The sequence below is a fragment of the Helicobacter salomonis genome (genome assembly GCF_017979425.1).
Classification (GTDB): domain Bacteria; phylum Campylobacterota; class Campylobacteria; order Campylobacterales; family Helicobacteraceae; genus Helicobacter; species Helicobacter salomonis.
Window position 1 is genome coordinate 79,127 of the sequence record NZ_JAERIS010000002.1, and the last position, 8,488, is coordinate 87,614.

The window sequence follows — 8,488 nt, forward strand, 5'->3', positions numbered from 1 at the left end:
TCACTCCTTGTGTTGGCTTTGCTCTTCTTGAAGTTTTTCCTCCTCTTTGGCGCGTTTTTTAGCCTCTTTAGCTTCCCTCTTTTTGGCCCGCTCTTCCGCTTTTTCGGCCTTAATTCGCGCTTTGCGCGCTTTTTTCTCCTCAATCGCCTCTTCTTTCTTTTTTTCCTGACTGGAGGCATCTAGGGATTTTTCTTCCAAGCGCTCCTGCGGAGATTCTTCAGGAGCAACTAGTTCATCTGCTTTGAGCTCTTGCTCTAATTCTCTCTTCAAAGCCTTTTTTTCCTCAGCGCTTTTGGCCTTTTTCATGTCCTCTTTGAATTCGAATTTATCCTCTTTTTCGCGCGCTTTAGCCAAGTTTTTTTGCGCTTCTTGTTTGAGCAAATTGTCGTAGAAAGAAAAATAATGCTTAGCCTTTCCTCCACCAAAGAATTTTCCCAAGGTACCCTTGTCTATCCCCTCTACCCGAGAGTAAAATGGAGTGCTACTACGGGTGGCTTGCGATGTGTCTAAATGTTGACTCTCTAGAATGGCAAAACTTTGGCAGTCCAGAATATTTAAATGTTCCGTGCTTACAATGTAGAGTAGACCTGCGCTGTAGATGTCACAGGCTCTTCTTAAGTTCCGCGCGTTTGGATCAAAACCATTCAAAAATGCCACTAACAGATCTGAATTGATGAACTCAACATCCTTGTAATTGTCTTTAATCTGATCATACAGTTGCGCATCTGGTGCGATGAGAAAGGCTTGGTGGTTGAACTCTCTAAAGATGGCTAAATAACCCTTTTTGGGCTCCATTCTAGGCGTGGGCAGATGGCGCTGCTTCATCACGCTGTAGGGACTATACTTGCCCACAGCTACCCCATCATGGACGCGCACCACTTCTATCTGTGCGACGATGACATTATAATCTGTGAGTTTAGCTAAAATATACCCACTCTCTCCCACCTTTAAGTCGTAAGCCTGAAAACGCACGAGCTTTTTGAGCTTATCTACAGCATCAATATTGATTTTGAGAGCGGCACTCCACTCTTGGGCTCCAAGTATCCCTGTCATTACCAGACAAAATACCACCCACAAGCGTCTAATCATGACAATCATCCTTTATTTTTTCAACACTCCAATTTAAGGCATAGCCCAACCCTATCGTTTTGGGGATGTGTGTATCTGCCACAAAGCTACGCACTTGCTCGTATGGGATGTGCACAATTTCAATGCACTCTCCCTCCACACCTCCACCTGCATGGCGTTGGTTGGCTTGGCGGATACGCGCAAAAAACATACTCTGCTTACTTCCACTAATGCCAGTGGCCGAGTGAAAAACTCCAATGGATTCCAACATATCTGGCGTGATGGCATAACCGCACTCTTCTAAGACTTCTTCACACGCAATTTGTTTTAAAGTTTTGTGAGGTTTATCCACAAGTCCCGCGCACAGCTCATACATGTAGCCATCCATATCTTCACCCCTACATAGATGTGCATTCACGTATACGGCGGGTCTAAATTGCTTCACAACTACATAATGCCGCAACTCTACATGGTAGAGCAATACGGCAACACTGTCGTGCACATGAATCATATCCCAACGCTTATGTACCCCGTTTTCTTCATAGAGAACGCTCTGAGGTCGGATATAGGGTGAGTGTGCACACTCCACAACCTGAATGCTGGAATAACGCACCATCAGTAAGTAATCTTGAGAGTTTCTTGTTGCGCGTATTCAAAGGATCGTGTATCTCTGATGACATCCTGATAAGGACGGATGAAGCGCGCGAAGTGTTCCTTATCCTTGCCACTGAGTTGGTTTTTAGCGGTGCGGATACGCCCTAGGGGATCAATAGGGCGATCATTTTTGTAAACTCCAAAATGCAGATGTGGTCCTGTACTCAAACCCGTGCTACCCACTTTGCCAATCAGTTGACCTCTCTTAACATAGCCGTGTAATTTCAAACCTGGTGCGAATGCGCTCAAATGCGCATAGAGCAGACGCAACTCCTTGCCGTATTTGATTTCAATCGTTCTGCCATACCCTCCCCTATAACCCATGAAAGTTATATTCCCCTCTGTTGCCGCGTGAACAGCCGTGCCAAATTTGGCCGCATAATCCACACCATAGTGAGGACGCATTTGTTTCAAGATAGGGTGCATGCGCCCATGAGAAAATTTGGAAGAAATTCTGGAATAACGCACGGGGGTTTCTAAAAAAAATTCCATAATCTCTTTACCTTGCGCATCGTAATACTTCCCTTCATAAGCAAAAACATAATGAGGTCTTCGCGCTGTCTCCAGCATACTCGCCTGGATATTGGGGAAACCAAAAGGGCGATCTAAACGATGCTTCCTTGTATAGATCACGATGAGCTGATCACCTTTGATCACGGCGCGTCTGAAGTCGATTGTTTTCTTGTAAATATCCACAAATTCCTGAGCAAGTCTAGCATTTCCTGTAACTCTCAAAATATCCTTGTAGGGGGATTTTTGCACACGCAAGCTCAAAGTCTTTTGCACACTATTGAAAACGATAGGAATAAAATCGATGCGATAGCGTTTTTCTTCTTTAGATAGGCGCAACTGTACGGTTTCACTCACAGGAATCAGGGCCTGTAAAAGGACACCTTGATCATCTCTCAAAGTGTAGTAGGACACACCTGCACGAATCTCCGCACCCAATTCTTTATCTTGGAGCGTCAAATCGTAGTAAACCCTGGAATCGATGCCATTTTTATCCAGGAAACCTAGTAGTGTCGCACCTTTATCCCATGCCAAGCGTTCCCCAATTGCCCCATAGCTACACGCTAGGCACGCCAACCATGTCCAAATCAGTCGAACCATCATTCTCCCTTAAAATACGCGTAAACTCACCATTATAGTCTATAATAGCTTATACGAATTCTATTCCTATGGAGGATCTATGAAAAACTCTATCCTTGAGCTTTGGTTGGTGCCCACCATCGTTTTTTTAGTTTTCTGTGGCGTGCTATTCTCCCTTTTGGTTTTTGCTTTTAAATCTTCTGGTACGAATTTTCAAGATAGTGGGGAAAAAAGACGCCCCGCCACTGCGACTGAATTGCGCAAAGAATTGGAAAAACACATGCAGTGACTATAAAATTTACGCAGTCGGTCGATATGGTAGAAAAATTCTTGAAAGGATAGACCATGGTTAAATCTGTTGGTAGCCACGCTTCTTTCAATTCTTTCTCTCATGTCAATCATAGCGGTGTGCGTGCTTCTCAGCAGAGCGCTAAACACCATGCCGAACAAGTGGCTGCTACAGACAAGGTGGCCCAAATCAAAAAGTCTCTTGAAGCGGGGCATTACAAGGTAGATTTGGAGAATACCTCGCATAAAATGGCACAAACTTTGCTTGGCTAGGGCGATACTGACGCTCTAAGGCTTCTTGGGCGCTTGGTATGAGATTGCGCCTTAGGAGCTCGCATGCTTTCTACTTATCTCCAGCAGTCCTTAGAGGATTTGCAAACCCTAATCGATTTAACTTTACAAGACCTCGAAGATGTCAGACTTGCTAAACACGAGGCGATTTTCGCGCGCAATACTCAAAAACAAGAGCGTGTCAAGTCTTTTGAGAGTTGTAAAGCCCTCTTCGATCAGGGCATGCTTGACTTGATGGAAAAAAATCCCAGCACACCTCTCACAGAGCTCTTGGATGATGCCAGTAATGCATGCTTGAAAGATATGCGCGCACATTTAGAACATCTTAAAGAGCTCAATGCGGATTATGCGCGAGTTGTGTTTGCGGTATCCGAGTTTTATTCTTCGCTGTTACAGCAGATCGTCCCCCATGAAAGTACGGGTTACTACAATCAGCGCACCGTAAGCAGTAGTTTTCTGCAAGTGCAGGCTTAAAGGATCAGCATGGGCGGTATCCTCTCTTCCCTCAATACTTCGTATACCGGGTTGCAAGCCCATCAGGTGATGGTGGATGTAACGGGTAATAATATCTCCAACGCCAATGATGAGTTTTACAGCCGCCAGCGTGTGATTGCACGCCCTCAAAATAGTCTTGCTTACACTGATCGCAATGTGAATATGGGCGTGAATGTGGAAACTATCCAGCGCGTGCATGATGAGTTTGTCTTTGCACGCTATGCCAGAGCTAATCAAGAACATGCTTTCTATAGCACCCAATTTGATAATTTGCGCGAAGCGTCCTCCTACTTTTCAGATATGGAAGAAGTGGGAATCCATAACGATTTACAAGAATATTTCAATGCCTGGAAAGATTTAGCCAAGAATGCTAAAGACCCCGCTACCAAGCAAGCCCTAGCCCAGAAGACCCAGACTCTCACGCGCAATATCCAGGATACCCGTGCGCGTTTGGTTACTTTGCAACACAAGGCAAGCCAAGAACTCATCAGTTCTGTCAAAGAGGTCAATCGCATTGGGGCAGAGATCGCCAATATCAACAAACATCTCAAAGAAATGGAAGACCCTAAAACTCTCAAACAGGCTAATGAGCTCAGGGATAAGCGCGATGCCTTAGAATTTCATCTCAAAGAACTCATCGGGGGGAATGTGTCTAAAATGCATGTGCAAACTAATTCGGCTAATGACATCAAGGTGGCGGATTTTGACGATGGGTATGTGTTGAATATAGGCTATGGCTTTAACATCGTGGATGGGGCCATCTTTCACCCATTGGTGGTGGAAAATAGCGACAATAAAAATCAGCTCGCCCAAATTTACTTTAGAGGGGATGATTTCAAAGTGCTCAATATCACCGATAAAATCGATCAGGGCAAGGTAGGCGCGCTCATGGGGATTTACAATGATGGTTCGCATGGCACTACTAAGGGCAAGTTGCAGAATTATTTGGATGCACTGGATATCTTTGCCAAAGGTTTGATCGAATCCACAAACGCTATCTACGCCCAGAGCGCAGCCCACAGTGTTGAGGGCAAGATTGTGGAGTTTCAAGATCGCACCGCACTCAAAGATACCAATTACAATATCAAAGAGGGGAGCTTCGATGTGGTGGCCTACAATACAGATGGGCAGGTGTTAGCCAAGAGAACGATTCATATCACTCCTATTACCACTATGCAAGATGTGATCGCCCAAATCAATGCCAATACGGACGATAATCACGACAACAACACCATGAACGATTTTGACGATTACTTCATCGCACATTTTGACAACAAGGCTAAACAATTTAGTATCCAAGCTAAAAATCCCTCCCAAGGACTTTTTGTTTCAATTAAAGACCATGGGAGTAATTTCACAGGGGCTTTAGGACTTAATACTTTTTTTGAGGGGGATAGCGCGCGCAACATCGCGCTCAACACCACCTATAAGAAAGAACCCACTGCCCTGCGCCCTTGGTTAGCCCCCATCAATGGGAACTTTGATGTAGCAAACATGATGCAGCAGCTCCAATACGACAAGGTAGACTTCTACCACAATAAGCTCAACAATACACCCATGACCATCGAGGAGTCTTACCAGTTTGTGGCTGGCAAAATCCATACGGAAGCCGAGAAATCTCAGCGTGCGTTAGAAAGTAAGGAAGCCATTTTAGGTGTTGTCAAAAAAGAACACGATGCGATTTCTGGAGTGAATAGTGATGAGGAGATGGTCAATCTCATTAAATACCAGGGAGGCTATGCAGCTAACGCTAAGGTGATCACCGCCATCGATCGCATGATTGAAACCCTTCTAGGTATGAAGCAATGAAACACATTCCTGAGAGGAGTGACCTCCTAGCTGAGGTGTCTTAACAGGCACTAACACAAAAGACTTGTTGAGTACCCGCAGGATCGTTTCCCGCTGACCTACAGAATTAAACTCAAGCTCAACCACAAAGCCTAGACTGATTTTAAAAAAGCTTTTATTAAAGTAACTGCGACAATGCCTTACTTTAGCTGTGCCAGGCTTGTATAGCTGAGGATTAGTCAATGACAATGCTATTTGGTGGGTTACACAAATTGTATAATAAAGTAACATGTGCAACCATGACTTAAAAATCTAAGATATGTGCACCATGGTTTTTCACATAATCTATCACATAATCTATCACATAATCTATCACATAATCATAATGCTATTATATTATTCGAATACTCACTAGAATACGAAAAAAATAGACTTGTTCGTATTAACAAATACAGATACTATTGCTTTTTTAAGAGAGCCCATGTTAATATGCGGAGCTACGCCATACCATGGCATGGTCGTATATGCCCTGTTCATTTTGAGGTGAGCATGTTTGTTGTGATGTCTTTTAAAAAGAGTCTACTAATAAGTTTCTCTTTAGCTTTTCCGTTTCTGGGATCGTTGTTACACGCTCGCCTTATCTTTACTCCCAAAAGTAAAGTTGAGTTGCAACAGCTTTTAAAAGACCCTAATACTTCACTGTCACAGATTGACACACGCCATATTACAGATATGAGTTATCTTTTTTGCCTACAGACTCCTTTGGAGAAAAAAGGCATTTGCACACCCTATCGGGAAGATTTTAGCGGTATTGAAACATGGGATGTTAGCCGTGTGGAGAACATGGAGGGATTATTCATGAATCAAGTACGCTTCAACCATTCGTTAAGACGCTGGAATACAGCGCATGTTAAAAATTTCAGCTATATGTTCGCCAATGCCATCAATTTTAACCAGCCTTTAGCGCATTGGAATACCTCTAAAGGTGTAGATTTTAGTTACATGTTTGCTAATGCGACTAGTTTCAACCAACCTCTAAACGCATGGAACACTTCCAGTGGTGTAGATTTTAGTTACATGTTTTACCGCGCCAAGGCGTTTAACCAACCCCTAAATCGCTGGAATCGCTGGAATCGTGCCCACAAACCTCGTCAAAATTTCAGCTATATGTTCGCTGATGCCACACGCTTTGACCAAAATGTTAAGATGTGGAAAAATTTGGCACAGGCTAGGATTCAGGGCATGTTTCTAGGTACTCAGATCAAAAATACCTCAGGTGCCTCGCACATCCCCTCTAACCTTTTTACTTTTATACACTACCCCCAGACAAAACAAGAATTAATTAATCTTTTGCACGATCCAAATGTAGCACTAGAGACTATCAACACGGGGCTGATCGAAGATATGAGCTACTTGTTTTGTAATAAAGAAAATATTTATACAAGACTCCAACAACTCCCCATTAAGAGTGGCATTTTGTGGGAAGTGCAGGATAGTGAATACGCTAAAATTCTGGAGTTCTACAATCGTTGTCATACCCTGGAGGGGCGCACGGATTTAGAGGGTATCCAGACTTGGGATGTGAGCCATGTGAAGAACATGGAAGGGCTATTCATGGGCAGAGAGGTACAAGTTTCTTTAAACAATTGGGATACGGGCAGTGTAGAGAACATGAAGGCTATGTTTGCACTTGGATCATTCAACCGCCCCTTAGACGCATGGGAAATGCAGCATGTGAAAGATACCAGTTTCATGTTTTATGGATGCAAACACTTTAACCAAAATCTTAATGCATGGGATGTGAGTCATGTTGAAGACATGAGCTATATGTTCAGTCTGACCTATAATTTCAATGGCAATATCACGCACTGGAATCCAGTGAACGCAACTAACCTACAAGGCATGTTTAAATATGCCACTGCTTTTAATCAACCTATTGGGACATGGAATGTCAGCCATGTTACAAACATGTCCTATCTTTTCTATGGCTCTTTTGCTTTTAATCAGCCCTTGGACACGTGGGATACCGGCCATGTTACAAACATGCAGCAGATGTTTTTTTATGCTAAAAGTTTTAACCAAAAACTCTCAAGCTGGAATACTAAAAAGGTAGTCAACATGTATAAAATGTTCGCCTACACCCAAAGTTTTAACCAGGACCTTAGCAATTGGCATTTACACCAAGCCAATATCCGTTGCATGTTTTACCATGCTGTCGGAATGAAAATGCGCAATCAAGAAAGAGACCTTGATTGCACATAATTTTTCACTACCCCCACCCCTTCAGCCACTCTTAAGCTTTCCAGCTATATAATGCGCTTTTGCCTAAGCAAATGCGAATGGCTTGAAAGCCTCTTTAAGGGTGTCTTTGCAGGTTTGTATCTAAAAGCACCTCCTTAAAAGTGGTGTTGCTTGAGAGATGTTTGCTTAGTGTTTTTTGACTTATTATTGTCAATAGCCTATGTAAAGGTAAAAACTACAAAGCCAAAGAATTATACTCAATAAGGCGGTAGAAATCTTATCAAGGCAGTTTAGCGGATATGCTAACTGAAACAAACAAGATGTTAAGAGTGGATGGTGGATGCCTTGGGTAGTAGAGGCGATGAAGGACGCACTAGACTGCGATAAGCTGCGTGGAGCTGTCAAGAAGCGTTGAGGCGCAGATGTCCGAATGGGGCAACCCAACTTACAGCAATGTAAGTTACTCTATTATAGAGAGCGAACCTAGCGAAGTGAAACATCTCAGTAGCTAGAGGAAAAGAAATCAACGAGATTCCCTGAGTAGTGGCGAGCGAAAGGGGAAAAGGGCAAACCG

General features: G+C 43.4%; 8 protein-coding genes and 1 rRNA gene. 6 read left to right on the forward strand and 3 right to left on the reverse strand.

What is annotated here, in order from left to right:
- From KCO92_RS00945 to KCO92_RS00955, 3 genes are read right to left on the reverse strand one after another with little or no spacing between them, the layout of a single operon-like run.
- Nucleotides 1-1,089, reverse strand: a complete 1,089-nt coding sequence (locus KCO92_RS00945; protein ID WP_104695102.1) for a plasminogen-binding N-terminal domain-containing protein — start codon at nt 1,087-1,089, stop codon at nt 1-3.
- Nucleotides 1,082-1,684 carry an NUDIX hydrolase gene (locus tag KCO92_RS00950; protein WP_104695101.1) on the reverse strand — a complete coding sequence of 201 codons (603 nt, stop codon included), beginning with the start codon at nt 1,682-1,684 and terminating at the stop codon, nt 1,082-1,084. Before KCO92_RS00950 ends, KCO92_RS00945 begins: the two co-directional genes overlap by 8 nt.
- Complete coding sequence (locus KCO92_RS00955; protein WP_104695100.1) at nt 1,684-2,835, reverse strand: peptidoglycan DD-metalloendopeptidase family protein; 1,152 nt, start codon at nt 2,833-2,835, stop codon at nt 1,684-1,686. The genes KCO92_RS00950 and KCO92_RS00955 overlap by 1 nt, the downstream gene beginning before the upstream one ends.
- A 76-nt stretch (nt 2,836-2,911) precedes the next feature.
- On the opposite strand from KCO92_RS00955, the gene KCO92_RS00960 reads away from it, so the two are divergent.
- The 6 genes from KCO92_RS00960 to KCO92_RS00985 all read left to right on the forward strand — a co-directional run.
- Entirely contained in the window at nt 2,912-3,100 is a 189-nt protein-coding gene (locus tag KCO92_RS00960; RefSeq protein WP_104695099.1) for a hypothetical protein, read from the forward strand.
- Between the two features lie 56 nt (nt 3,101-3,156).
- Nucleotides 3,157-3,372 (forward strand): flagellar biosynthesis anti-sigma factor FlgM, encoded by a 216-nt coding sequence (locus tag KCO92_RS00965; protein WP_104695098.1) that lies wholly within the window; start codon nt 3,157-3,159, stop codon nt 3,370-3,372.
- Between the two features lie 63 nt (nt 3,373-3,435).
- Nucleotides 3,436-3,864, forward strand: a complete 429-nt coding sequence (locus KCO92_RS00970; RefSeq protein ID WP_104695097.1) for a hypothetical protein — start codon at nt 3,436-3,438, stop codon at nt 3,862-3,864.
- 9 nt (nt 3,865-3,873) lie between these two features.
- Nucleotides 3,874-5,694, forward strand: a complete 1,821-nt coding sequence (gene flgK, locus KCO92_RS00975) for a flagellar hook-associated protein FlgK (RefSeq protein ID WP_104695096.1) — start codon at nt 3,874-3,876, stop codon at nt 5,692-5,694.
- A gap of 645 nt (nt 5,695-6,339) precedes the next feature.
- Nucleotides 6,340-7,935: a BspA family leucine-rich repeat surface protein gene (locus KCO92_RS00980; RefSeq protein ID WP_233710428.1), complete on the forward strand. Its 1,596-nt coding sequence runs from the start codon at nt 6,340-6,342 to the stop codon at nt 7,933-7,935.
- Between the two features lie 292 nt (nt 7,936-8,227).
- Nucleotides 8,228-8,488: ribosomal RNA gene (locus KCO92_RS00985) — 23S ribosomal RNA — on the forward strand; the annotation flags it as partial.

What these genes read in the sequence shown, in the direction of transcription:
- flgK (WP_104695096.1), top strand. Translation starts at nt 3,874, where the DNA reads ATGGGCGGTATCCTCTCTTCCCTCAATACTTCGTATACCGGGTTGCAA.
- KCO92_RS00960 (WP_104695099.1), top strand. Translation starts at nt 2,912, where the DNA reads ATGAAAAACTCTATCCTTGAGCTTTGGTTGGTGCCCACCATCGTTTTT.
- KCO92_RS00970 (WP_104695097.1), top strand. Translation starts at nt 3,436, where the DNA reads ATGCTTTCTACTTATCTCCAGCAGTCCTTAGAGGATTTGCAAACCCTA.
- KCO92_RS00945 (WP_104695102.1), bottom strand. Translation starts at nt 1,089, where the DNA reads ATGATTAGACGCTTGTGGGTGGTATTTTGTCTGGTAATGACAGGGATA.
- KCO92_RS00950 (WP_104695101.1), bottom strand. Translation starts at nt 1,684, where the DNA reads ATGGTGCGTTATTCCAGCATTCAGGTTGTGGAGTGTGCACACTCACCC.
- KCO92_RS00955 (WP_104695100.1), bottom strand. Translation starts at nt 2,835, where the DNA reads ATGATGGTTCGACTGATTTGGACATGGTTGGCGTGCCTAGCGTGTAGC.
- KCO92_RS00965 (WP_104695098.1), top strand. Translation starts at nt 3,157, where the DNA reads ATGGTTAAATCTGTTGGTAGCCACGCTTCTTTCAATTCTTTCTCTCAT.